We start from the raw sequence: 24763 nt of genomic DNA on the forward strand, positions 1-24763 counted from the left end.
ATGTATCTGTTCCGTCTAGCCATGGCCAGCCTGGCTAATCGCCGCTTTACCGCGATCCTCACTGCTTTCGCCATCGCGCTTTCAGTCTGCTTGTTGCTCGCGGTGGAGCGCGTGCGCGTTGAGGCGCGCAACAGTTTCGCCAGCACCATCAGCGGCACCGACCTGATCGTCGGCGCCCGCTCGGGCTCGGTCAACCTGCTGCTGTACTCGGTGTTCCGCATCGGCAACGCCACCAACAACATCCGTTGGGACAGCTTCGAACACTTTGCCGCCAGCCCCCAGGTGAAGTGGGCGATCCCGATGTCCCTCGGCGACTCCCATCGCGGCTACCGCGTGATGGGCACCAACGCGTCCTACTTCGAACACTACCAATACGGCCGCAAGCAAAACCTCGAACTGGCCAGCGGCCGCGCCTTCGCGACCGACCCGTTCGAAGTGGTGCTCGGTGCCGAAGTCGCCGACGCGTTGCATTACAAACTCGGCGACAAACTGGTGCTCGCCCACGGCGTGGCGGTGGTCAGCCTGGTCAAGCACGACGACAAACCGTTCACCGTGGTCGGCATTCTCAAGCGCACCGGCACGCCGGTGGACCGCACGTTGCACATCAGCCTTGGCGGCATGGAAGCGATCCATATCGACTGGCACAACGGCGTGCCCGCGCAGGGCAAAGGCCGTATCAGCGCCGACCAGGCACGCAACATGGACCTTACGCCGCAGGCCATCACCGCGTTCATGCTCGGCCTGAACAACAAGATTTCCACCTTCGCCCTGCAACGGGAGATCAACGAATTCCGCGGCGAACCGATGCTGGCGATCCTGCCCGGCGTGGCACTGCAAGAGTTGTGGAGCATGATGGGCACCGCCGAAAAAGCCCTGTTCGTGATCTCGCTGTTCGTGGTGCTCACCGGCCTGATCGGCATGCTCACGGCGATCCTCACCAGCCTCAACGAACGCCGCCGCGAGATGGCGATCCTGCGTTCGGTGGGCGCACGCCCGTGGCATATCGCGACGCTGCTGATCTTCGAAGCCTTCGCCCTGGCGCTGTCTGGCGTGATCGCGGGCGTGGGTTTGCTGTACGTGTGCATAGCCGCGTCGCGCGGGTACCTGCAGGCCAACTACGGCCTGGACTTGCCGATGTCGTGGCCCAGCGAATATGAATGGACGTTGCTCGCCGGTATCCTGGCGGCAGCGCTGTTGATGGGCAGCGTGCCCGCGTGGCGCGCCTATCGACAATCCCTGGCCGATGGCCTGTCCATACGTTTATGAGGAAGGCTTTGATGCGTCGCGCCCTGCTTGCCCTGTTTCTGCTGATTGCCCTGCCCGCCTGGGCGGAAGATCAGCCCAAGGACTTGTCCTGGCAGGAAATGATCCCGCCGGACGCGCCGCCGGAAATTCCCAATATGAAACCGCTGCACGACCTGTCGAACATGGCCGATGCGTTGTCCGTCGAGGCGGCGCCGGCCGCCAAACAGGATTTGCCCAACGCGCCGGTGGTGCAGAGCCTCGACGGTCAGCACATCCGTTTACCGGGTTATATCGTGCCGCTGGAAGTCAGCGAAGAAGGCCGTACCACCGAGTTTCTGCTGGTGCCGTATTTCGGCGCGTGCATCCATGTGCCGCCGCCACCGTCGAACCAGATCGTGCATGTCAAAAGCGAAATCGGCGTGAAGCTCGATGAGCTCTACCAGCCGTACTGGATCGAAGGCGCGATGCAAGTCAAACCGTCCACCAGCGAACTCGCCGATGCCGGTTACCAGATGGATGCCGAGAAAATTTACATGTACGAGCTGCCGGAATAGCGCTGATCGCCCTTTCATTGAGCTGAGTCAAAAGACCGAACGGAACGATCTTTACCATTGGACGTACAACTTTTAAACGTCCTTTGGAGCTCCCATGAACAAGTCTCTGCTCGGCGCGTCCCTCTTCGCGCTCGCCCTCGCTGCCCCTGTTGCACACGCTCACGAAGCGGGCGACATTCTGATTCGCGCCGGTGCAATCACCGTGAACCCGAAGGCAGACAGCAGCAGCGTCAAGGTTGACCAGGGCCCATTGGCCGGCGCCAATCTGGGCGGCAAGGCGACCATGAGCAGCGACACTCAGTTGGGCTTGAACTTCGCCTACATGCTGACCAACCACGTCGGTATCGAACTGCTGGCGGCCACACCGTTCGAGCATGACGTGAAGATCAAGAACACCGCCCTTGGCGCCGCGAACGGCAAACTCGGCACCCTGAAACACCTGCCGCCGACCCTGAGCGTCGTGTACTACCCACTGGACAACAAGTCGGCTTTCCAGCCGTACGTGGGCGCGGGTATCAACTACACCTGGATCTATGACGAACACGTCGGCAGCCGCGCATCGGACGCAGGCTTCAGCAACTTCAAGGCCGAAAACTCCTGGGGCTGGGCGGCGCAGATCGGTGCCGACTACATGATCAACGACAAGTGGATGATCAACGCCCAGGCGCGCTACATCGACATCAGCACCAAAGCGACGGTGGACAACAATGCCCTGGGCCAGGGCACGCGCGCCAAGGTCAATGTGGACGTGGACCCGATGGTCTACATGGTGGGTATCGGCTACAAATTCTGACACCAACCTGACCAGTAACACAAAACTCAATGTGGGAGGGGGCTTGCCCCCGATTGCAGTGTGTCAGCCAACACATATTTGACTGAACCACCGCTATCGGGGACAAGCCCCCTCCCACATTTGGCTCGTGCCCACATTAGGTTTGTGTGCGGGATCAGCTGTGACGGTAGAACCGGTCCAGCAACGCCGGCAGCCCCGCCCGCCACGCCCGTGGCTTGATGCCGAAGGTGTGAAGGATTTTCTTGCAAGCCAGCACCGCGTGTTGCGGCTCATCCGCCGCATCCGGCCGGGCCGCATGGGCCTGGGCGGTGGGGGATTCGATCGCCAGCGGGTGGAAGGTACGTGCTTCAGTCAAAATCGCCTGGCCCAGCGCCAACGGTGTGGTCGCCTCATGCCCGGCGTAGTGGTACGTGCCCCACAACGGCGCCGCGCAATCGAGTTGCTTGAGCACCGAGATGATCACCCGCGCCGCGTCATCCACCGGCGTCGGGTTGCCGCGACGGTCGTCCGCCATCAGCAATTCATCCGGCTTCTCGGCCCGCGCCAGGAAGCGCCCGAGGGTGCCGTCGACGCTGTCATCCAGCAGCCAGCCGAAACGCAACAGCACATGTTGTGGGCAGGTGGCGCGCACACTCTGTTCGATTCGCCACAACGCCTGGCCGCGCAGGCCCAGGGGCACCGGCTCGTCTTTTTCGCTGTAGGCGGTGGCGCGGGAGCCATCGAACACGCGGTAGCTGGACGGTTGCAGCAAGGTGATGTTGTGGTGCTGGCACAGTTCGGCCAGGCGCTCGATGGCGAATTCCTGGGCGGCCAAACGGGTTTCGCTGACCACCTCGGCCTGGAACCAGTCGAAATAGTAGGCGAGGTTGATCAACGCATCGGGACGGGTGTCGTCGAGCAGTTGGGTAAGGCTCGCGGCATCCCAGCCGTCTTTGGGCGGTTTGGGGGCGAGGAAACCGATGTCTTCCTCTGCACCGAGGCGAATCAGCGCCTGCCCGAGGGCATTCCCGCCGCCCAGTAACATAAGGCGCATTCGCATAGATTGAGCAGGCCCGGTCTGTGTGGAACGAAGGTTTTCAGGTATTTGTCAGAATCGTTGCATTTTGCGGGTTTGTAGCGCAACCGTCACGGATAAAGTGCGCGATTGCAACTTGTTGGAGCAGGGGCTATCAATCACTCCATGAACCTTCCTGAATCCACCGACACCGCATTGACCGGCTTCCACCCCGCCGTCAGCACCTGGTTCCGCAGCACCTTCCCCTCGGTGACAGGCGCCCAGGCCCAGGCATGGCCGCTGATCCGACAGCGCCAATCAACACTGATCGCCGCGCCCACCGGCTCCGGCAAGACGCTCACAGCGTTCCTGGCGGTGCTGGATGACTTGGTCCACCAAGGCCTGGCCAACGGCGGTGAACTGCCGGATGAAACCCTGGTGGTCTATGTGTCGCCACTCAAGGCGCTGTCCAACGACATCCAGATCAACCTGCAAAACCCGCTGGCCGGGATCACTGAGCACCTGCGGAACCTGGGCCTGCCGCCGCTGGCCATCCGCACCGCCGTGCGCACCGGTGACACCCCGCAAAAAGACCGCGCACTGATGCGCAAGCGCCCGCCGCATATCCTGGTGACCACCCCGGAATCGCTCTACGTGCTGCTGGGCTCGGACTCCGGCCGACAGATGCTCGCCAGCACGCGCACGGTGATCATCGATGAAATCCACGCCATCGCCGCCGGCAAACGTGGCAGCCACCTGGCCTTGAGCCTGGAACGCCTGCAAGGCTTGTGCGCCGAGCCACTGATGCGCATCGGCTTGTCGGCCACGCAAAAGCCCATCGACGCGGTGTCGCGGTTCCTCGTCGGCAGCGGCCGGGCGTGCGCGATTGTGGATATCGGCCACGCCCGCCCGCGCGACCTGGATATCGAGGTGCCGCCCGTGCCGCTCTCTGCGGTGATGGCCAACGATGTGTGGGAACGGGTCTACGACCGCCTCGCCGAGTTGGCCCGCGAACACCGCACCACGCTGATTTTCGTCAACACCCGGCGCCTGGCCGAGCGCCTGGCGCGGCATTTGAGCGAGCGCCTGGGCAAAACCGCCGTGGCCGCCCACCACGGCAGCCTGGCCAAGGAAATGCGCCTGGACGCCGAACAGCGCCTCAAGGGCGGCGAGCTGCAGGTGCTGATCGCCACCGCGTCCCTGGAGTTGGGGATTGATATCGGCGATGTCGATCTGGTTTGCCAGATTGGCTCGCCCGGCTCCATCAACGGCTTTCTGCAAAGAGTCGGCCGCTCCGGCCACCAGGTGGGTGGCACGCCCAAGGGACGACTGTTCGCCACCACCCGCGACGACCTGATTGAATGCGCCGCCCTGCTCGACTGCGTGCGCCGGGGCGAACTCGACACGCTACAGATTCCCGTGGCGCCTCTGGATGTACTGGCCCAGCAGATCATCGCCGAGGTCAGCGCCCAGGAATGGTCCGAGCAGGCCTTGCTGGCGCTCATCCACCGCGCCGCGCCCTACGCCACGCTGGATGAGCGCCACTACCAGGCACTGCTGCAAATGCTCTCCGACGGTTACAACGGTCGCCAGGGCATCCGCAGCGCCTACCTGCACCGCGACGCCCTGACTCGCACCCTGCGCGGTCGACGGGGCGCCAAGCTGACCGCCGTCACCAGTGGCGGCACCATCCCCGACAACGCCGACTACAGCGTGTTGCTCGAACCCCAGAGCCTGAACATCGGCAGCGTCAACGAAGACTTCGCGGTGGAAAGCATCGCCGGGGATATCTTCCAGCTGGGCAACACCTCGTATCGCATCTTGCGGGTCGAAGCCGGCAAAGTGCGCGTCGAGGACGCCCATGGCCAACCGCCGACCATCCCCTTCTGGCTCGGTGAGGCGCCGGGGCGCAGCCACGAATTGTCAGCGGCGGTGGCGCGCCTCCAAGGTCAGATGGACGCGCTGCTCAGCGCCACGCCGGGTGACCTGCACGCCGCACAGGATTGGCTTACCGCCACCCTCGGCCTGAACCGCGCCAGCGCCGAGCAGATCCTCGATTACCTGGCCCGCGCTCGCCTGGCCCTGAGTGCGTTGCCGTCCCAGGACACGTTGATCATGGAGCGTTTTTTCGACGCGTCCGGCGGCACCCAACTGATCATCCACACGCCATTCGGCAGCCGCGTCAACCGCGCCTGGGGCCTGGCCCTGCGCAAGCGTTTTTGCCGCACGTTCAATTTTGAATTGCAGGCGGCGGCCAGCGAAAACGCAATCGTGCTGTCGCTGTCCACCGGCCACAGTTTCGAGCTGGACGAGGTGTGGCGTTACCTCAATAGCCAGAGCGCCGAGCATATCCTGATACAAGCGGTGCTGGATGCGCCGCTGTTCGGCGTGCGCTGGCGCTGGAATGCGGGGGTGGCGCTGGCGTTGCCGCGCTATACCGGGGGGCGCAAAGTGGCGCCGCAGATTCAGCGCATGAAAAGCGAAGACCTGATCGCCAGCGTCTTCCCCGACCAGATCGCTTGCCTGGAAAACCTCGCCGGCGAGCGCGAGGTGCCTGAACACCCGCTGGTCGAGCAAACGCTCGACGACTGCCTGCACGAAGCCATGGACAGCGAGGGTTGGCTGGCGCTGTTGCGGCGCATGGAACGCGGCGAGGTGCGCCTGATCAGCCGCGACCTGCCCGCGCCCTCGCCCATGGCCGCAGAAATCCTCAGCGCCCGCCCCTACACCTTTCTCGACGATGCCCCCCTGGAAGAGCGCCGCACCCAGGCCGTGCTCAACCGGCGCTGGAGCGACCCGCAGAGCACCGACGACCTCGGCGCACTGGATGCGGATGCCATCGCCGGCGTGCGCGAAGAAGCCTGGCCGGCGCCCAACGGGCCGGACGAAATGCATGAGGCGTTGATGAGCCTGGCGTGCATCGCCGGTAACGAAGTCACGCCGCAATGGGCGACTTGGCTGCACGCATTGGCCCAGAGTGGCCGCGCCTATCAACTGCACACTCACTTACACACCCGCCTGTGGGTCGCCGTCGAACGCCTGAGTTGTGTGCAGACGATCTACCCCGGCAACGTGCCGTTGCTGCCCGGCTTCGATGAGCCCTGGACCGTTGAGGAGGCCGTCACGGAAGTGCTGCGCGCGCGCCTCGGTGGGTTTGGCCCGCTGAGCCTGATCGAGATCGCCGCGCCCCTGGCCTTGCCGGTGGCGGATGTCACCCAGGCACTGGCCCGCCTGGAGCAGGCAGGCTACGTGCTGCGCGGGCATTTCAGCCCCGGCGCCACCCAGGAGCAATGGTGCGAACGCCATCTGCTGGCGCGCATTCATCGTTACACGGTTAAGCGCCTACGCCGGGAAATCGAGCCGGTGGCGCTGCAGGACTTCATGCGTTTTCTGTTCGATTGGCAGCATTTGTCCGACGGCACCCGTGGCCAGGGCAGCGCGATGTTGCCGCAGATCGTCGGGCAGTTCGAAGGTTACGCCGCCGCCACTTCCGCCTGGGACAGCGACTTGCTCAGTGCGCGGCTCAAGGATTACTCCTCGACTTGGCTCGATGAATTATGCCGCAGCGGCAAACTGGTGTGGACGCGCTTGAGCAACAAGACCAGCGCCATGGCATTGCGCAGCACTCCGGTGGTATTGCTGCCACGCAACCAAGTGGGACTGTGGAGCGGACTGACCGAACCCACCGACGCCACCACGCTGTCGCCCAAGGCGCAGAAGGTGCATCAAGCCCTGCGCGACCACGGCGCGCTGTTTTTTGATGAACTGGTGCATGAAGCCCACTTACTGCGCAGCGAACTGGAAACCGCTTTGCAGGAACTGGTGGGTGCCGGTTTGGTGAACGCCGACAGCTTTGCCGGGTTGCGTGCGCTGACCACCCCCGCGAGCAAACGCCAGGCGCGCAGCAGTCGGCGCGGGCGCGGCGCGTTTATCGGCGGTATGGACGATGCGGGGCGTTGGGCGCTGATCCGACGCCCGTCGACTGCCGCAGGTCCGCCTTCCGCCGAGACCCTGGAGCATGTGGCGATGACCTTGCTGCGCCGCTATGGCGTGGTGTTCTGGCGCTTGCTGGAGCGCGAGGCGGAGTGGCTGCCGAGCTGGCGCGAGTTGCTGCGCACTTTCCATCGGCTGGAGGCGCGCGGGGAGATTCGGGGTGGGCGGTTTGTCAGTGGTTTGGCGGGGGAACAGTTTGCGTTGCCGGAGGCGATTCCGTTGCTGCGTGAAGTGCGGCGTCGACCCCATGATGGGAGTTTGATTGCGGTGTGTGGCGCGGACCCGTTGAACCTGGTGGGCACGCTGTTACCGGGCACCAAGGTGCCGGCGGTGAGTGGCAATCGCATTGTGTACCGGGATGGGTTGCCCGCGGCGGTCATGGTGGCGGGCAAGCAGCAGGTGTTGCTGGAGGTGGATCAGCAGGTGGTGCAGGAGAAGTTGATCAGGCATTGAGCCTGTATTGACCCTGCCTGCCTCATCGCGGGCAAGCCCGGCTCCCACCTGGGAATGCATTCCACGTGTGGGAGCTGGCTTGCCTGCGATGAGGCCTTAAGCGTCAACACAACTCATTGAGGCCTGGGCTGCTCCGTCAACACCACCGATGCAGGCACCTCCTCATCCGGCTCATCCACCTGCGCCGCACGTTTAGGCAACAGCACCTGCTGTGGATAAGTCTGCGCGAAGTGCACCTCATCACAGTTATCCACAAGCTTTTTGAGGCGCTGATTGAACGCGCGACTCACTGCATACTGCCCGCCCGACACCGTGCGGAACTGCGCGGTAAGCACCACGCCATTGAGGTCCATCTTGTCGACGCCGAACACCTCCAGCGGCCCTTGCAGGTTGTACTTGAGAAACACGTCATCACGGATCGACTGCCCCGCTTCGCGAATCAGCTCCACTGCCTTGTCCACGTCGGTGTCGTAGGTGAACTGCACTGAGAAGAACGCATAGGCAAATTGCCGCGATTGGTTGGTGACCGCCTTGATCTGCCCGAACGGCACCGAGTGCACAAAGCCCTTGCCGTCGCGCAGGCGCAGGGTGCGGATGGTCAGGCCTTCGACGGTGCCGGCGTGGCCGGAGTCAAGCACCACCCAGTCGCCGATGGACAGGGTGTCTTCGATGATGATGAACAGGCCGGTGATCACATCCTGCACCAGTTGCTGCGACCCAAAGCCGATGGCCAGGCCGACCACCCCGGCCCCCGCCAGCAGCGGCGCGACGTTGATCCCGAGGTTGGCCATGGTGGTGATCGCGCAGATCACCACCAGGATGATTTTCACCGCATTGCGCAGCAGCGGCAGGATGGTTTTGACCCGCGTGCTGGGCTGGCGGCTGGAGCGTTTATTGACCGGTGGCTTGAGCGCTTCCTGGATCGCCGTGTCGAGTACCACCCAGAACAGCCAGGTCATCAGCAGGATCAGGCCGATGCTGCTGAGGGAGTCGCTGATCGCCCGGCCCACCGAGTTACGCTGGGCAAATTCGAACAGCGACACGCCCCAGATTCGTCCAAGAATCTCGATAAAGGCGATGGCCATGACGATACGCAGGATCGCATGCAACAAGCTGAGGAAGCGTTCCTTGTAGGCGCTGCTGCGCTGGATCGCGACCTGGCTGCGGGATTTAAACAGGTGTTGCAGCACGGTGCTCAGGAACACCGTACCAATCAGCAAAATGGTGGTGAACAACGCACAACGCAGGGCCTTCTGGTTATCGTCGCCGGCCCCGATCAAGTTGATCGCCGAGACCAGCACCATCAACAGGATCGGCCAGTACCACAACCCGGAAAACACCCGCAGTGATTGCTGCAACGCGGGGTGTTTAAGGCGTTGAGTCAACGGTCGATTGCGGATCAGGTGGGCCACCGGTCGACGCAGGCGCACCACCAGCACGCCGAAGATCACGGCGGCGAACAGGCCGGTAAACACCGCGATGCTGCTGGTGATATTGCCGCCGAACTGACGGGCGATTTGCGGGCTGGTCAGCGCGTCGCTGAGGGCGGCGAGAAAGCCGATCAGGAACAACGGCGTGGGGCAGTAGCTGCGGATGATCTGCACCGCCGGGCGCTTGTGGCCGACATTGAACATCACAATCACGCACAACAGCATCGACGTGGAAAAAATACCGCTGCTGGTGGCGTAGGCAAAACACAACGCCAGCGCACGCCCTATCGATGTGGGTAAAAAGTGGCTGACGTACAGCGTCAGGGGCAGGCAGATCAGCGCGGGAATCGTGTAGGGCAGCACATACCCAAGCACCGCTTGCAGGCGCCCGCGCCGGGCGACAAATGGGCGCCGGCTCATGCGTTGGACGATAAAACGCCCCAGCAGCGTCAGCAGGGTAAAGGCGCCGATCCACACCCCCGACAACAGCAGGAAGTTCCCCGCGATGCTCCATGGCGAACGCTCGGACGTCTGGTCGACCAGCCGCCCGACTTCATCCGCCGCACGGTCGGCCCGCAGGCGCCAGGCGTCGATCAGGTTCTGGTTGAGGTCGAGCTTCTCTTGCACATCATCGATGCTGGAGCTGATCGCGCCGAGCAGGCCGCCCTCGACCAGCAATTCCGGCTTGGCCGGCGCTTCAGGTTCCGGCGCGGTGGCCGCGGCTTGCAGTGCGGCAGTGGGACAAAACAGCAGCGCGCCGAGCAGTAATGCAGTCTTTAGATTCAGCAAAACACCGGGCTCCTTCAGAAGGGTCTGTAAGGAACTGACGGGTTTGAGCCTTGATCGTTCCCCGTTTGCGGCATCTTTGACTTGCAGGCAACTATCAAATGCCAATCCCTGGCTTTTTCCGCAACAGCCAACACTCGACACTGCGCTCCTGATTGAAACCCACCGGAGTTGCAGCCATGCCCATTGCCTTTAACCTGGGGATCGCCGGTGGCGCCTGCGGCGGCGGGTTGATCGTGACGCATATGGGGCTCATCCACACGGCCTGGATCGGTTGGGGCCGGTATACGCAGAGCGTTCGACGCGGATAGTCGCCGGCACTGAATCAGCAGCCATACACATCCAATGTGGGAGGGGGCTTGCTCCCGATAGCGGTGGGGCAGTTGATGCAGGTGTCGACTGATCGACTGCTATCGGGAGCAAGCCCCCTCCCACATGGGTTCTATGCCGTCTGTAGGAAGGTGGAAACTTTCAGCCAAAAATCATAGTCAGCCATAAACGGGGGCCAGGCCCCCACTTTTTCACAGGAGCAATTATGGCTGCGATCCCTGACTGGGTGCCCGTAACCCCCAGCGTCGCCATCAGTCGCTTCACGGTGCTGACGGTCAATATCCACAAGGGTTTCACCGCCCTCAATCGACGCTTCATCCTGCCCGAGCTGCGTGAGGCGGTGCGCAGTGTGGGCGCCGACATGGTGTTCCTGCAGGAAATTCACGGCACTCATGAGCGTCACCCCCAGCGCTTCAGCGACTGGCCGAACATGCCTCAGTATGAGTTCCTTGCCGACAGCATCTGGCCGCAGTTCGCCTACGGGCGCAATGCGGTCTACCCCCACGGCGACCACGGCAATGCCCTGCTGTCGAAATTCCAGATCGTGCACTACGACAACCTCGATATCTCCCAAAGCGGGCATGAAAACCGTGGGCTGCTGCATTGCGTGCTGCGCTTGCCGGGCACCGGGCAGGAAGTGCACGCGATCTGCATCCACCTGGGCCTGCGTGAGGTGCATCGCCAGCAACAGTTGCGCTTGCTGGAGCAGCGCATCAGCGAGATCCCGGCCGATGCACCCCTGGTAGTCGCGGGCGACTTCAACGACTGGCGCCAGAAGGCCGACCTCAGTCAAAGCGGACTGCGGGAAGTCTTCATCGAGACCCACGGCAAACTCCCGCGCACCTTCCCGGCGCGCCTGCCCTTGCTGCCACTGGACCGCATCTATGTGCGCAATGTGAAAGTGCATAACCCTCGGGTGCTGACCTCACGGCCTTGGTCGCATTTGTCCGACCATGTGCCGCTGTCGGTGGAGATCGAACTATGAACGTTGCCGTAGAACATATTTCCACTGACCAGCCGCCGGATGAAGCCAAGGCCCGTGACCTGGATTACGGCTGGCAGAGCGGCAACCAGGTTGAGTTGCTCGAGAATGGCGAGGCGTACTTTCCCAAGGTGTTCGAGGCACTGCGCGCGGCGCGGCGGGAGATCCTGCTGGAGACCTTCATTCTCTTCGAAGACAAGGTCGGCCATGAGCTGCAGGGCATTCTCATCGAGGCGGCGCAGCGCGGCGTGAACGTGGTGGTCAGCCTCGACGGTTTTGGCTGCGGCGAGTTGAGCCCGGTGTTTCTCAGTGAGCTGGCCGAGGCGGGCGTGGCGGTGCAGATGTTCGACCCTGCGCCGAAAACCCTCGGCATTCGTACCAATTGGTTCCGCCGCCTGCACCGCAAGATTGTGGTGGTGGACGCCGAGGTGGCGTTCATCGGCGGGATCAATTTTTCCGCCGATCACTTGGGTGACTATGGGCCTGAGGCCAAGCAGGACTATGCGGTTCGGGTGACCGGCCCGGCGGTGGCGGACGTGCATCATTTCGCCCTTGCCCAAAGCGGTCGCCAGGTACGTACGCGGCGCGGTTGGCGGCGGCGCCAGCAGCGACGGGCGTTGTGGTCCACCGACAAGAGCGACGGCCAGGTGCGCTTGATCTACCGCGACAACCTGCAGCACCGCGACGACATCGAAGAAGCGTATGTGTATGCGTTGAGCAAGGCACAACATCGCGTGGTAATCGCCAACGCTTACTTCTTCCCCGGCTACCGCTTGCTGCGCGAGATCCGCAATGCAGCGCGCCGTGGCGTGCAGGTGCAACTGATCATGCAGGGCCAGCCCGATGTGCTGCTGGCCAAGCTGGCGGCGCGCATGCTCTACGACTATCTGCTCAAGGATGGCGTGGTGATTCACGAATATTGCCAGCGCCCGCTGCATGGCAAAGTCGCCTTGGTGGATGACGAATGGAGCACCGTCGGCTCGAGCAACCTGGACCCGTTGAGCCTGTCACTGAACCTGGAAGCCAACGTGCTGATCCGCGACCGTGCGTTCAATCAGCAGCTGTATGAACGCCTGGAAACCCTGGCAAAAAATCATTGCCAGACGATGCCGGAAAACCGTAAGCCGCGCCTGTGGCTCTGGCGATTGACCGTGGGGTTCCTGGTGTTCCATGTGATGCGCCACTTTCCCGCGCTGACGGGTTGGTTGCCGGCGCACAAGCCCCGTTTGAAACCTTTCGAGAGCCCGTCCCATGACGTCTGAAACCAAAGGCTCGCGGTTCAAGCGCTGGAAGAAACCGCTGACCATCGCCTTCTTCCTGCTGCTGATCGTACTGTTCACCATGCTCGCCCGGCGTATCGACTGGAGCGAAGTGGTGCAGACCTTGGGCGATTTCAAACTGCGCACGCTGGTGATCGCAGGCACGCTGACGTTATGCAGTTTTCTGGTGTACGCCAGTTTCGACCTGATCGGCCGCACCTATATTCGCCAGCCCCTGGTGTGGAAGCAGATCCTGCCGGTGGGCATCATCAGCTATGCGTTCAACCTCAACCTGAGTGCGTGGGTCGGGGGCATCGCGATGCGCTATCGGCTGTATTCACGGCTGGGCGTGAGCAACAGCAATATCGCCAAGATCCTGGGCCTGAGCCTGGCCACCAACTGGTTTGGCTACATGGCGATAGCCGGGGTGATTTTCAGCAGCGGCCTAGTCACGATGCCGCCGGGGTGGAAGGTCAGTACCCTTGCATTGCAAGGCATTGGTGCGGTGTTAGTGCTGGTCAGCCTCGGGTATCTGGCGGCCTGCCAGTATTCGAAAAAGCGTGCGTGGACGATTCGCGGCATGGAAATCAACCTGCCGTCGCTGCGCATGGCGTGTTTGCAATTGATGTTGGGCGCGCTGAACTGGTCGCTGATGGCTGCGGTGATTTTCACCCTGCTGCCGGCCAAGCTGGACTATCCACTGGTGCTGGGCGTGTTGCTGATCAGCGCGATTGCCGGGGTGCTCACCCACATACCGGCCGGGCTTGGGGTGCTGGAGGCAGTGTTTATTGCGCTGTTGCAACACGAGGCGTCGCGGGGCAGTTTGCTGGCGGGGTTGATCGCTTATCGGGCGATCTACTTTATTGTGCCGCTGCTGATTGCGCTGGTGATGTACCTCGGCGTGGAAGCCAAGGCCAAGGCATTGCGGGTGAAGAAAACACCGGCTTGAAAGAATGTGGGTTGATCAAGCGCTATCGCAGGCAAGCCGGCGATAGCGATCTAAACTATTGAGCCTGGATGATGCTCAACCGCTCACCCACCACCATCTCCGTGATCCAGTCCACCAGGATGGAGGTGTAGGCCTGCTGGGACACCGGATCGCTGAGGGAATGGTCGGCCCCGTCGATGATGCGGTGAGTCAGTGAATGCGTCTGCTGGCACGCTGCGCGGTAACTCATGATGGTGGCGTGGGGCACGTGGTCGTCGGTTTCCGACTCGACGATCAGCACGTCGCCGGTAAACGCCGAACACGCGTGCAAGGCGCGATTGGTTTCCGCGTGGACCAGGGTGCTGCGGTAATCCATCAAATCCATCTTGTCCAGATCGCGCTTGGGCTTAAGCCATTCGTCGTCGCGGTACAACGCAGGCACGCGCAACGCCAGCCAGCGTACCGGACGCAAGGAGGTGAGGATCGCCGCCAGGTATCCACCGTAACTGGTGCCGACGACGGCCACCGCCGAGGTGTCGATGGCCGGGTGTGACAACAGCCGGTCGTACGCCGCCAGCAAGTCGCGCAGGTTGTCTTCGCGGGTCACACGGGCTAACGGAATGCCGGAGCCGGCGTGGCCTCGCAGGTCGAAGGTCAGGCACACGCACCCGAGGCCGGCGATGCCCTTGGCACGTTCAAGGTCGCGCTCCTGGCTCCCGCCCCAGCCGTGCACGAACAACACCCCCGGCACTTTGGATTTGGGGCTCAGGAATGTGCCGCTCATCTGTTCGTCGTCGATATCGATCGTAATGCTTTCGCTTCTAGCCGTCATAAGATTTAACCGTCACGTACTTGAGAAGAAACCCGCTGTTTTCCGCCGGGCCGCGATACACCTCGATGGCATCAGCCGGCAACGGTTCGTCCACGTAGGTTTCCACCGAGGACACATGGATCGCGCGCAGGCCAGGGTTGTTGATAAAACTCTGCAACGCCGCGACTTCCGCACTGCTCGCCCCGCCCATACGCCAGGACTGCTCGAGCACGCCGCTGCGACGCTGGCCGTCACTGTCCAGGCCTTGGGCGATGTCGTAGTTGCGCCGTGAGGCATAAAAGCCAGGGTAGGCCTCATCGGCGGCATTGTCGAAAACCTGGGCTTGCTCAATGGCTTCACGCACGTCGTCGGACAAGTCGAGCAGCAACAGGTCGGCGTAGCCTCCCGGCACCACCAGCAGGTTGGAGCCGCCGTAGACGTCTTCGCCCTGCCCGTCTTTCGTCAGGTATTGCTCGCCGCAGTAACTGAACACGTGCCCGCCGATAAAACTTTGGCCAACGCTGTGGGTGACCACATCGTGCAGGTCCTGCTCCAGCACCACGCCTTCGCTGAACAGCTTCGCAGCGTCAGGTCGCGCCAGCACAGCGTCGAATTCGTCGAGGCTGTGGATAACTTCCTGCCCGCGCCCCGCACAGGCGTGCACAGGTTTTATGCGGATTGGCCCGCTGTAGAGCAAGCGCGTGGCGGCAGGCCGTGCATCCTCAAGGGCGAAAACGCTCAAGCCATCCAGCACGACGTTTCGCACACGCTCGCAGAACAGCGCAGACCAACCTTCCGGCGCTTTCGCCTCGGGGCCAAGCAAGCCATGACTGATGGCCTTGGTGCAGATGAAGTCGTGGTCGACGTAGCCACCCCACACATCCTCAGGCCCTTTGATATTGAGCGTTCGAGCCTGCGCCGGGCCGACCAGGGTTTGCGTGGGCAGCAGGTACAGCGCTCGCCCCGCATGCAGGTCGGGGTCATAGCTGCCGCCGAATTTGAGCCCCAGGATCTGCGCCAGCCAGCGCGCCAGGGCGCGGTTGGTCTCGACCTCATGCAGCGGCGCGCCCTCGCGTATGGAATGCGCGACTACCAGCTTCTTGCGTTGAATCGGGGTCATGCGTCCCCCTTGGCCATCCAGCCATGTGTGTGCAGAGAAGGCTGCAGGGATCAGGCCAAGGCTGTTTCAGGGGAGAAGGTTTTCAAATCAAGCAGTTGTCGGAAAACCGATGGCAGTTGGCCTGCTTCATTCTGCACGACAGTGCTTCAGCGCCGCGGCGTTCTGCACGATTCAGACGCCAAAGCGGCTGCGGTAATCGCTGGGCGCCATGCCGGTGATCTTCTTGAAGATAGCGCGAAAGGCACTGGGGTCCTGGTAACCCACGGTCCAGGCAATATGGTCGATAGTGCCGTTGGTGAACTCAAGCATCTGCCGTGCCTTGCCCACGCGCAGGTGCTGGCAGTATTCGGTGGGTTTCAAGCCGGTGGCGTTGCGAAAACGCCGCAGGAACGTACGCTCTTCCAGGCCCGCCTCCTGAGCCATCGCCGCCACGCACACATCCACCGCACCGCTGGCCTGCAGCCAATGCTGAACCTTGAGGATGGCTGCGTCACCGTGGCCGAGAATGGGCGCGAAGTTACTGCCGCACTGGCTGGCGCTGTCACTGTGCTCGATCACTAGGAAACGCGCTGTGTCGGCCGCGACACTTGGGCCCATCAGGCGATCGACCAGGCGCAGGCCGAGCTCGGACCAGGCCATCAAACCGGCGGTGGTGATCAGGTCGCCGTCATCGACAATGGGTTTGTTCGCCTCCAGGCGTACGGCCGGGTAGCGGGCCGCGAAGGATTCGGCGGAAGACCAATGGGTGGTGGCGCTGCGCCCGTCGAGCAGTCCACTGCGCGCCAGCATGATCGAGCCCACACACACGCCGCCCAACACCGTGCCGGCCGTGTGTTGCCGGCGAAGCCATTCCAGTAGCGCAGGGGGCGCCTGGTCTTCGGTGAACTCACCCATCGAGGGCGGCACCAGTACGGCCATCAACGGTTGATCGGGGCCGGGGGCACTGCTGAATACGCGCACGGGTGTGCCGCTCGCCTCCACCTGCCAATGGCTGACCCGCAGCAACGGCAATTGCGCGGACTGGTGCTCGGCGGCGATGCGATTGGCCACGCCGAACAGGTCGGTCAGGCCATGCACGGCCGCCCATTGCGCGCCTTGGTAGATCAACACGCCCAGCTCAACAACGACCATTGTCAGTTTTCCCCCTGTTATTGTCGGTGCAGCCAATCCTAAGTGCAGGCGCCAGCTAACATACTGGGCCCATCAACCCATCACGAGGCAACACACATGGCCAAGCAAGCGCTCATCCTAATCGATATCCAGAACGACTACTTCCCCCAGGGCAAGTGGCCACTCGACGGCGTGGAGGCCGCGGCAGACAAAGCCGCGCAGGTGCTGCATGCTTTTCGCCAGGCCGGCGATGCAGTGATTCATGTGCGTCATGAGTTCACGTCCGATGAAGCGCCGTTCTTCACGCCAGGCTCCGAGGGCGCGCACCTGCATAGCAAAGTGCTGAACGAGGGCAGTGAGCCAGTGGTACTCAAGCATTTCGTGAATGCGTTTCGCGAGACCAACCTACGTGCCTTACTGGAGCAACGCAGCATCACCGAAGTGGTGGTAGTCGGCAGCATGAGCCACATGTGTATTGACGGCGTGGTACGGGCGGCGGCGGACCTGGGTTACAAGGTCACGGTGATTCATGATGCGTGTGCGACGCGGGATCTGGAATTTAATGGCACGGTGATTCCAGCGGCGCAGGTGCATGGGGCTTATATGGCGTCGCTGGCGTTTGGTTATGCGGGCGTGGTGTCGGCGGATGAATACTTGAAGGCGCAAGCGGCGTCTTGACCACCGCTTGCTCAGGGCATATCAGCGAGTCGCGATGATGAATAAGCGCGGGAATGGCAACAGTACGGTGCCATCGGCCAGCGCTGGGTAAGCCTGGGTGATCCGCGCTTTGTATGCCTGAAGAAAAGCGGCTTTTTCGTCGTCGCTCAACGGCGCCAGGAATGGACGTAGGGCTGAGGCCTTGAACCATTCCACCACGGCGCCGTGGTCCGCCAGCGGGTGCTGGTAGGTGGTGCGCCACACATCGACGGTGCTGCAATGTGTGCTCAGCAGCTCGTAGTAGTCACTCGCGGTGTGGCGCTCATTGTGTTTGACCGCGCCGATTTTGGCAGACCATGGGCCATCGGCCGCGACTTCGCGGGCGAGACGGTGGGCGGGTTCATCAAGGTTGTCCGGGGTTTGCACCGCCAGCGTGCCGCCTTGCGTCAGGTGCTTGACCAGGTGCGGATACAGCGTGGCGTGGTCCGGCAGCCATTGCAGGGACGCGTTGGCCAGGATCACATCGAAGGCTTGCGCGGGGTTCCAGGCACCGATATCCGCCAGCTCGAAGTTCAGCGCGGGCAGGCGTTTACGGGCGTCGGCCAGCATGTCGTCGGAGCTGTCCATGCCGGTGACGTGCGCGTGCGGGAAGCGCGCGGCCAGCACCTCTGTGGAGTTGCCGGGACCGCAGCCCAAGTCCACGGCATGGCGCACTTCAGCATTCGGAATGGCCGCGACCAAGTCACGGACAGGACGGGTGCGCTGCTGTTCGAACATCGTGTACTGCTGGGCTGACCAGGTCATCACGGCTTTCCTTGTTTTTGAGGGTGGGCGACAGCCTAATTCTTGCGACCTGCAATGCACAAACACCAGTGCCTGTTCATGCCGGCGGAAAGAGCATCGTCGCCAATCAAAGGTGAGCAACCTCCAGACGCCGCCCCATCACCTCTCCACGATCAAAGGCCGCTATGGCCTGATCGATTTCCTCCTGACACTCAGGGAAAAATTCAATCACCCACTCACGAATTCTCTCGAGTAAACCTTCGTCTCGCTTTATTTCATTCCTCAAAAACACCGCGTACCCATAGGAAAGGGTTAACACTTCATCTGACGCAAAAAAACGTAACCACTTAACCATCGCCTCCACATCACCACCAAAATTCAACATCAGATCAAGGCACCTGATGAGCTGCGCCGACGCGTTGTGCAACGTGTAATCACCCATCGTTAAGCACGCCTGACAGTGTTCGCCGGCAATCTCCTCAAGCAATGCGAAGCCACTCTCATCCAGCTCCTCGGACTCATCCAGACTAATCGCGCCATGGTTTGCCCGATTGCGCTCGGCCAGCAGAAACCTGATCGTGCCGCTCTCCACTTCAACCACGAAAAGGAAGACAGGCAGTGGCGAAATAGAAAGATAGTTTTCAGTACTTTGCTTGAGTTTCAGGGCTCGTACCTTCTTCCTGGAGCCTTTGACTTGAACCTTGAAGAGGATCCCAGTCGCATGACCACGCTCGCTGAATACTTCAACCTCGCCGTCGATGCCATAGTCTTTATCTTTTTCCAGACGGCGATAAATCCAGCCCCTCGCCGTGATAGCCCGTTCTACCAGAGACTCAGCCAGAGTCCCTATGACGTGAGAAGCTGGACGTTTAGGTAATGCCCTCATTGCTAACTATCCCCCTCCAAAAGTGGCTTACATCATGCGGCCCCTGCTGAGGTCTACAGCGTGGCCAGCCATGTGATCTTTACTTTCTCACAGGCAAAGAAAAAGCCCCGGATGCTTATGCACCGGGGCTTTCAGGGTAAAACTCTACATCAAGTCTCTGAGCCGTATCCTAGAACGGGATATCGTCATCAAAGCTGTCGAAATCCGGAGCCGGTTGCGGAGCGGCCTGTTGTGGCGCTGGACGCGACTCACGCTGTGGCTGCTGGCTTGGCTGTGGACGCGACTGCTGTGGACGCGGTGCCGAGTTGGACATGCCACCCTGGCCCTGTTGGTCGCCCTGTGGACGGCCGCCCAGCAGTTGCATGGTGCCTTGCATGTCGACCACGATTTCGGTGGTGTAACGCTTGATGCCGTCTTTTTCCCACTCGCGGGTTTGCAGTTTGCCTTCGATGTAGACCTGCGAACCTTTACGCAGGTATTCACCGGCGATCTCTGCAACCTTGCCGAACATCGACACACGGTGCCATTCGGTTTTCTCGACCTTCTGGCCGCTCTGCTTGTCGGTCCACTGCTCGCTGGTCGCCAGACTCAGGTTGGTCACGGCGTTACCGTTAGGCAAGTAGCGAACTTCGGGATCCTGGCCGCACGTACCGACCAATATGACTTTGTTAACCCCACGGGCCATAACGTTCTCCTAGGCTGGGCGCGCTGTCGGCACTGGGTTGACCAGTTGCTCGAGCGTCGCGCGATCCAATAATTCGGTGTCCAATTTGATGTAAATGGCCGCCTCTTCTGCGACCACAACTGCATCTGTTACCCCTACGACGGCCTTCAGGCGCTCTACAAGGCCGCTTTCACGGATCGCCTCAGGCGATAGCGGCAGACGCAGACTTGTGACGTAGGGAGGTTCGCGCATGGTAACAGCAAAGGCGAGCCAAAGTGCAGCCAGCCCGGCGCATCCGAGGAAGACAACCGACAAACCGCCATGCTGGAACATCCAGCCCCCCATGATGCCGCCCAGTGCCGAACCCAGGAACTGGCTGGTGGAGTACACCCCCATGGCCGTGCCTTTGCCGCCCGCCGGTGAAACCTTACTGATCAGCGAAGGCAATGACGCCTCCAGCAGGTTGAACGCGGTGAAGAACACCACCGTGCCGATGACCAGCGCCCGCAGGCTGTCGCCGAACTGCCAGAAGAATAGCTCAGTGAGCATCAGCGTCGCGACGGCGCCGAGCAGAACTCGTTTCATTTTGCGTTTTTTCTCGCCATAGATGATGAACGGGATCATGGCGAAGAACGAAATCAGCAGCGCTGTGAGGTAGACCCACCAGTGCTGTTCCTTGGGCAGGCCGGCTTTTTCCACCAGTGCCAGGGGCAGCGCTACAAAGCTGCACATCAGCATCGCGTGCAACACGAAGATACCTAAATCCAGGCGCAACAGGTCGGGATGCTTGAGCGTCGGCAACAGTGCCTTGCGGGCTACGCCCGACTCACGGTGCTGCAACGTACCGGTGGAACGCGGCACCATAAAGGCCACGATCACAATACCGAACAGCGCCATGCCGCCGGTGGCCAGGAACAGCCCGTGCAGGCCGAACGCGCGGGTCAGCAAGGGGCCGACCACCATGGCTACGGCAAATGACAGGCCGATGGTCATGCCGATCATGGCCATGGCTTTGGTGCGATGTTGTTCGCGAGTCAGGTCCGACAACAGCGCCATGACCGCTGCGGAGATCGCGCCGGCGCCTTGCAGGATACGACCGGCGATCACGCCCCAGATCGAATCCGATTGGGCTGCGAGCACACTGCCGAGGGCAAACACGATCAGCCCCAGGTAGATCACCGGGCGGCGGCCAATGCGGTCGGAAATGATCCCGAACGGAATCTGAAAAATCGCCTGGGTCAGGCCATAGGCGCCAATCGCCAGGCCGATCAATGCGGGGGTCGCGCCTGCGAGATCCATTCCATAGGTCGCCAGCACCGGCAACACCATAAACATGCCCAGCATACGGAAGGCGAACACCAGGGCCAGACCGCTTGCCGCTCGGGTCTCGCCGCTACTCATGCGTTCGCTGTGGGGATCGTGCATGGAAAAACCTCGTGTGAACCGGCGGCGATTCTACCAGTCCCATCGATTGAGAGGGTATATGCGGCGCTTTGCCGCGCAGCTTTCATCTAAGGCTGCAAGCGGCCTTTTGACAGTGTATATTCATCCAGTCTTTAGCCGTATACTCCGGCATTATTTACGCCCGCCGTGCGAGGCCATCTTGGACAAGATCCTGATTCGTGGGGCTAGAACCCACAACCTGAAGAATATCGACCTGACCCTACCCCGGGACAAACTGATCGTCATCACCGGCTTGTCCGGCTCCGGCAAATCGTCCCTGGCGTTCGACACGCTGTATGCCGAAGGCCAACGTCGCTATGTGGAATCGCTGTCGGCCTACGCCCGCCAGTTCCTGTCGATGATGGAAAAACCCGACGTCGACACCATTGAAGGCCTGTCGCCGGCGATCTCCATCGAGCAGAAGTCGACTTCCCATAACCCGCGCTCCACCGTGGGCACCATTACCGAGATCTATGACTACCTGCGCCTGCTGTATGCACGCGTAGGTATCCCGCGTTGCCCCGATCATGACATTCCCCTGGAAGCCCAGACCGTCAGCCAGATGGTGGACCTGGTGCTGGCCCAGCCGGAAGGCGCCAAGCTGATGCTGCTGGCACCGGTGATCCGTGAGCGCAAGGGCGAACACCTTTCCGTCTTCGAAGAGCTGCGTGCGCAAGGTTTTGTGCGCGCGCGGATCAACGGCAAGCTGTATGAGCTGGACGAAGCGCCGAAACTCGACAAACAGAAGAAACACTCGATTGATGTGGTCGTCGACCGCTTCAAAGTGCGCGCCGACCTGCAGCAGCGCCTGGCGGAATCTTTCGAAACCGCGTTGAAGCTGGCCGACGGCATTGCCCTGGTGGCGCCGATGGATGACGAGCCGGGCGAAGAGATCATCTTCTCCGCGCGCTTTGCCTGCCCTATCTGCGGCCACGCCATCAGCGAGCTGGAACCCAAGCTGTTTTCCTTCAACAACCCGGCTGGCGCCTGCCCGACCTGTGATGGCCTGGGGGTGAAGCAATTCTTTGACATCAAGCGCCTGGTCAACGGTGACCTGACGCTGGCGGAGGGGGCGATTCGCGGCTGGGACAGGCGCAACGTCTATTACTTCCAGATGCTTGGGTCGTTGGCGTCGCACTATAAATTCAGCCTGGAAGTGCCCTTCAACCAACTGCCGGCGGACCAGCAGAAGGTCATTCTCCACGGCAGCGGTTCACAGAATGTCGACTTCAAGTACCTGAACGACCGTGGCGATATCGTCAAGCGCTCACACCCGTTCGAAGGTATCGTGCCGAACCTCGAGCGTCGCTACCGTGAGACCGAGTCGGCGAGCGTACGCGAAGAGTTGGCGAAATTCCTCAGCACCCAGCCTTGCCCGGATTGCCGCGGTACTCGCCTGCGCCGTGAAGCCCGGCATGTGTGGGTGGGCGAGAAAACCTTGCCGGCGGTGACCAACCTGCCGATTGGTGATGCCTGCGAGTACTTTGGTGTGCTCAAACTGACCGGTCGCCGCGGGGAAATCGCCGATAAGATTCTCAAGGAAATCCGCGAACGGCTACAGTTCCTGGTCAACGTTGGCCTGGATTACCTGTCGCTGGATCGCAGTGCCGATACCTTGTCCGGCGGTGAAGCCCAGCGGATTCGCCTGGCCAGCCAGATTGGTGCTGGCCTTGTGGGCGTCTTGTACATCCTTGATGAACCGTCGATCGGCCTGCATCAGCGTGACAATGATCGCCTGCTGGGCACGTTGAAACACCTGCGGGATATCGGCAACACGGTAATTGTGGTCGAGCACGATGAAGACGCGATCCGCCTGGCGGATTACGTCGTCGACATTGGCCCGGGCGCTGGCGTGCATGGCGGCCATATTGTAGCCGAGGGCACGCCCGCCGAAGTCATGGCTCATCCGGATTCGCTGACCGGCAAATACCTTTCCGGCCGTGTGAAGATCGCAGTGCCTGCAAAACGTACACCGCGCAACAAGAAGCTGGCGCTGCACCTCAAGGGCGCGCGTGGCAACAACTTGCGCAATGTCGACCTGGAGATTCCACTGGGTCTGCTGACCTGCGTGACCGGTGTTTCCGGCTCGGGCAAATCGACGCTGATCAACAACACGCTGTTCCCCTTGAGTGCCACCGCTCTGAATGGCGCGACCACTCTGGAAGCGGCAGCCCATGACAGCATCAAAGGCCTGGAACACCTGGATAAGGTGGTCGATATCGATCAGAGCCCGATTGGCCGCACGCCGCGCTCCAACCCGGCGACCTACACCGGGTTGTTCACGCCTATTCGTGAGCTGTTTGCTGGCGTGCCGGAATCCCGCTCAAGGGGTTACGGGCCTGGCAGGTTCTCGTTCAACGTCAAAGGCGGTCGCTGTGAAGCCTGCCAGGGCGATGGCTTGATCAAGGTGGAGATGCACTTCCTGCCGGACATCTACGTGCCGTGCGATGTATGCAAGAGCAAGCGCTACAACCGCGAAACCCTGGAGATCAAGTACAAGGGCAAGAGCATCCACGAAACCTTGGAAATGACCATCGAGGAAGCACGGGTGTTCTTTGATGCGGTCCCGGCGTTGGCGCGCAAGCTGCAGACACTGATGGACGTGGGTTTGTCGTATATCAAGCTGGGCCAATCGGCGACCACGCTATCGGGTGGTGAGGCGCAGCGGGTGAAGCTGTCTCGCGAGCTGTCCAAGCGCGATACCGGTAAGACCCTGTATATCCTCGATGAGCCGACCACCGGCCTGCACTTCGCGGATATCCAGCAACTGCTGGACGTGTTGCACCGCCTGCGCGACCACGGCAATACCGTGGTGGTGATCGAGCACAACCTTGATGTGATCAAGACCGCGGATTGGTTGGTCGACCTGGGGCCGGAAGGCGGCTCCAAGGGTGGCCAGATCATCGCCGTTGGCACACCGGAGCAGGTCTCCGAAATGCCACAGTCGCACACCGGTTACTACTTGAAACCGTTGTTGGCACGCGACCGGGCCTGAGTTATTCAGGCCCAATAAAAAGCCCCTGTCACTGCAAAGTGACAGGGGCTTTTTTATAGCCGGAATCAGAACTGCGATTGCAGGTAATTCTCCAGGCCCACCAGCTTGATCAGGCCCAGCTGCTTTTCAAGCCAGTAGGTATGATCTTCTTCGGTGTCATTCAACTGCACCCGCAGAATTTCCCGAGTGACATAGTCGTTGTGCTGCTCGCAGAGCTCGATGCCCTTGCAGAGCGCGGCACGGACCTTGTACTCGAGGCGCAGGTCGGCAGCGAGCATGTCAGGTACCGTGGTGCCCACATCCAGATCATCGGGACGCATACGCGGCCTGCCTTCGAGCATGAGGATACGGCGCATCAGTGCGTCGGCGTGCTGTGCCTCTTCTTCCATCTCGTGGTTGATACGCTCGTAGAGCTCGGTAAAGCCCCAGTCTTCGTACATGCGCGAGTGGATGAAATATTGGTCACGAGCAGCCAGTTCGCCCGTCAGCAACGTGTTGAGGTAATCGATTACGTCGGGGTGACCTTGCATCGCCCTACATCTCCCTG

Annotated in this window: 19 protein-coding genes and 1 pseudogene; 10 read left to right on the forward strand and 10 right to left on the reverse strand. The window is 61.6% G+C overall.

What is annotated here, in order from left to right:
* The 3 genes from QCBJ_RS05105 (at position 1) to QCBJ_RS05115 (ending at position 2592) form a co-directional block, all read left to right on the forward strand.
* Positions 1–1266, forward strand: coding sequence for an ABC transporter permease (locus QCBJ_RS05105; RefSeq protein ID WP_102060256.1), 1266 nt, complete (start codon positions 1–3; stop codon positions 1264–1266).
* Between the two features lie 11 nt (positions 1267–1277).
* Positions 1278–1799 (forward strand): DUF3299 domain-containing protein, encoded by a 522-nt coding sequence (locus tag QCBJ_RS05110; RefSeq protein WP_015886116.1) that lies wholly within the window; start codon positions 1278–1280, stop codon positions 1797–1799.
* A gap of 94 nt (positions 1800–1893) precedes the next feature.
* Positions 1894–2592 carry an OmpW family protein gene (locus QCBJ_RS05115; protein ID WP_015886117.1) on the forward strand — a complete coding sequence of 233 codons (699 nt, stop codon included), beginning with the start codon at positions 1894–1896 and terminating at the stop codon, positions 2590–2592.
* Positions 2593–2746: 154 nt separating this feature from the next.
* Here the strand turns inward: QCBJ_RS05115 and QCBJ_RS05120 are convergent, their stop codons facing one another.
* Positions 2747–3631 (reverse strand): sugar nucleotide-binding protein, encoded by an 885-nt coding sequence (locus QCBJ_RS05120; protein ID WP_015886118.1) that lies wholly within the window; start codon positions 3629–3631, stop codon positions 2747–2749.
* Positions 3632–3772: 141 nt separating this feature from the next.
* Here QCBJ_RS05120 and QCBJ_RS05125 point away from each other — a divergent pair, with 141 nt between their 5' ends.
* Entirely contained in the window at positions 3773–8032 is a 4260-nt protein-coding gene (locus QCBJ_RS05125) for a DEAD/DEAH box helicase (protein ID WP_102060257.1), read from the forward strand.
* A 113-nt stretch (positions 8033–8145) separates the two neighbouring features.
* Here QCBJ_RS05125 and QCBJ_RS05130 read toward each other — a convergent pair whose 3' ends face one another.
* Positions 8146–10251: a mechanosensitive ion channel family protein gene (locus QCBJ_RS05130; protein WP_102060258.1), complete on the reverse strand. Its 2106-nt coding sequence runs from the start codon at positions 10249–10251 to the stop codon at positions 8146–8148.
* Between the two features lie 185 nt (positions 10252–10436).
* Here QCBJ_RS05130 and QCBJ_RS30305 point away from each other — a divergent pair.
* The 4 genes and pseudogenes from QCBJ_RS30305 to QCBJ_RS05150 form a co-directional block, all read left to right on the forward strand.
* Positions 10437–10651, forward strand: a pseudogene (locus QCBJ_RS30305) (hypothetical protein); the annotation flags it as partial.
* Between the two features lie 132 nt (positions 10652–10783).
* Complete coding sequence (locus tag QCBJ_RS05140; RefSeq protein ID WP_046035687.1) at positions 10784–11563, forward strand: endonuclease/exonuclease/phosphatase family protein; 780 nt, start codon at positions 10784–10786, stop codon at positions 11561–11563.
* Entirely contained in the window at positions 11560–12822 is a 1263-nt protein-coding gene (gene clsB, locus QCBJ_RS05145) for a cardiolipin synthase ClsB (protein WP_102060259.1), read from the forward strand. Before QCBJ_RS05140 ends, clsB begins: the two co-directional genes overlap by 4 nt.
* A complete protein-coding gene (locus QCBJ_RS05150) occupies positions 12812–13768 on the forward strand; it encodes a lysylphosphatidylglycerol synthase domain-containing protein (RefSeq protein WP_015886123.1) in 957 nt (318 codons plus the stop codon). The genes clsB and QCBJ_RS05150 overlap by 11 nt, the downstream gene beginning before the upstream one ends.
* A gap of 55 nt (positions 13769–13823) precedes the next feature.
* Here the strand turns inward: QCBJ_RS05150 and QCBJ_RS05155 are convergent, their stop codons facing one another.
* The 3 genes from QCBJ_RS05155 to QCBJ_RS05165 form a co-directional block, all read right to left on the reverse strand.
* Positions 13824–14579: a S9 family peptidase gene (locus tag QCBJ_RS05155; protein WP_102060260.1), complete on the reverse strand. Its 756-nt coding sequence runs from the start codon at positions 14577–14579 to the stop codon at positions 13824–13826.
* Positions 14569–15678: a DUF3182 family protein gene (locus QCBJ_RS05160; protein ID WP_102060261.1), complete on the reverse strand. Its 1110-nt coding sequence runs from the start codon at positions 15676–15678 to the stop codon at positions 14569–14571. Before QCBJ_RS05160 ends, QCBJ_RS05155 begins: the two co-directional genes overlap by 11 nt.
* A gap of 171 nt (positions 15679–15849) precedes the next feature.
* A complete protein-coding gene (locus tag QCBJ_RS05165; protein WP_043205977.1) occupies positions 15850–16809 on the reverse strand; it encodes a GlxA family transcriptional regulator in 960 nt (319 codons plus the stop codon).
* 96 nt (positions 16810–16905) lie between these two features.
* Between QCBJ_RS05165 and QCBJ_RS05170 the strand changes: the two genes are divergently transcribed.
* The gene (locus QCBJ_RS05170) at positions 16906–17466 is read left to right on the forward strand and encodes a cysteine hydrolase family protein (RefSeq protein ID WP_102060262.1); all 561 of its coding nucleotides are present in this window, start codon (positions 16906–16908) and stop codon (positions 17464–17466) included.
* A 21-nt stretch (positions 17467–17487) separates the two neighbouring features.
* On the opposite strand, the gene tam is transcribed toward QCBJ_RS05170, so the two are convergent.
* The 4 genes from tam to QCBJ_RS05190 form a co-directional block, all read right to left on the reverse strand.
* Positions 17488–18249, reverse strand: a complete 762-nt coding sequence (gene tam / locus QCBJ_RS05175; protein WP_102060263.1) for a trans-aconitate 2-methyltransferase — start codon at positions 18247–18249, stop codon at positions 17488–17490.
* 106 nt (positions 18250–18355) lie between these two features.
* Positions 18356–19114 (reverse strand): DUF4365 domain-containing protein, encoded by a 759-nt coding sequence (locus tag QCBJ_RS05180; RefSeq protein WP_102060264.1) that lies wholly within the window; start codon positions 19112–19114, stop codon positions 18356–18358.
* A gap of 169 nt (positions 19115–19283) precedes the next feature.
* Entirely contained in the window at positions 19284–19799 is a 516-nt protein-coding gene (locus tag QCBJ_RS05185) for a single-stranded DNA-binding protein (protein ID WP_015886130.1), read from the reverse strand.
* A 9-nt stretch (positions 19800–19808) separates the two neighbouring features.
* Positions 19809–21203 carry an MFS transporter gene (locus tag QCBJ_RS05190; protein WP_015886131.1) on the reverse strand — a complete coding sequence of 465 codons (1395 nt, stop codon included), beginning with the start codon at positions 21201–21203 and terminating at the stop codon, positions 19809–19811.
* Positions 21204–21381: 178 nt separating this feature from the next.
* Here QCBJ_RS05190 and uvrA point away from each other — a divergent pair, with 178 nt between their 5' ends.
* The gene (uvrA, locus tag QCBJ_RS05195) at positions 21382–24216 is read left to right on the forward strand and encodes an excinuclease ABC subunit UvrA (RefSeq protein ID WP_015886132.1); all 2835 of its coding nucleotides are present in this window, start codon (positions 21382–21384) and stop codon (positions 24214–24216) included.
* A 65-nt stretch (positions 24217–24281) separates the two neighbouring features.
* Here uvrA and bfr read toward each other — a convergent pair whose 3' ends face one another.
* Positions 24282–24746, reverse strand: a complete 465-nt coding sequence (bfr, locus tag QCBJ_RS05200) for a bacterioferritin (RefSeq protein ID WP_102060265.1) — start codon at positions 24744–24746, stop codon at positions 24282–24284.
* Positions 24747–24763: the final 17 nt, after the last annotated feature.

It is taken from the genome of Pseudomonas sp. QC2, assembly GCF_002859085.1.
Lineage (GTDB): Bacteria > Pseudomonadota > Gammaproteobacteria > Pseudomonadales > Pseudomonadaceae > Aquipseudomonas > Aquipseudomonas petroselini.